Here is a 745-nt window from a genome sequence, read left to right on the forward strand (position 1 = left end):
CCCGGTACGCGTACGGCCGTGATCGCCTGGGCCGACTACACCGCGCCCAGCGGGCTCGGCGTGGACGCCGCCACCGCGATGCGCGCCGAGGACGGCGCCCAGCGGCTGAACAAGCTGCTCGGCGGGCTGCCCGGCCGCTCACCCGTCGCCCTGTTCTGCCACAGCTACGGCTCGGTGGTCTGCGGGCTGGCGGCGCACGAGCTGCCGGGCCGGGTGAGCGACATAGCGGTCGCCGCGAGCCCGGGCATGCGCGTGCGGAAGGCCTCCCACCTGCACACCGACGCCCATGTGTGGGCGATGCGGGACGCCACCGACTGGATCCGGGACGTGCCGTACATGGAACTCGGCGGCCTGGGCCACGGAGCCGACCCGGTCTCCTCGGCGTTCGGGGCGCGGGTGCTGTCGGCGCAGGGAGCCAAGGGCCACGCCGGGTACTTCGAGCCGGGCACCGACAGCCTGACCAACTTCGCCGAGATCGGGGTCGGCTCGTACGAGTCGGTGCGCTGCGCCCATGACAACGACGGGTGCCGGGCGGGTTTGTCCGCCACGACGGCGGCCGGACGCGCGTAGAGACAGCAGGAAGTGCGGTCTGCGCGGGGAGGGACGTAGAAGCTCGTGCCGCCTACGATGAGCCGCATGGGTGACGTACTGGCCGGATTTCATGCTGCATGGGAGTTCGAGTCCGATTCCGTGCTCATCCGCTACGAACGGGGGATACGGACACCGAAGCTCTTCCAGGCGCTCG

At 71.4% G+C, this 745-nt stretch carries 1 protein-coding gene and 1 pseudogene; both read left to right on the forward strand.

What is annotated here, in order from left to right; translation table 11 throughout:
• Positions 1–570, forward strand: a 570-nt coding sequence (locus BZY54_RS47450; protein ID WP_244217704.1) for an alpha/beta hydrolase, incomplete at its 5' end; no start/stop codon positions are given.
• Between the two features lie 78 nt (positions 571–648).
• A pseudogene (locus BZY54_RS55770) lies at positions 649–745 on the forward strand (DUF4429 domain-containing protein); the annotation flags it as partial.

It is taken from the genome of Streptomyces carpinensis (assembly GCF_002154505.1).
GTDB classification, from domain to species: domain Bacteria; phylum Actinomycetota; class Actinomycetes; order Streptomycetales; family Streptomycetaceae; genus Streptomyces; species Streptomyces carpinensis.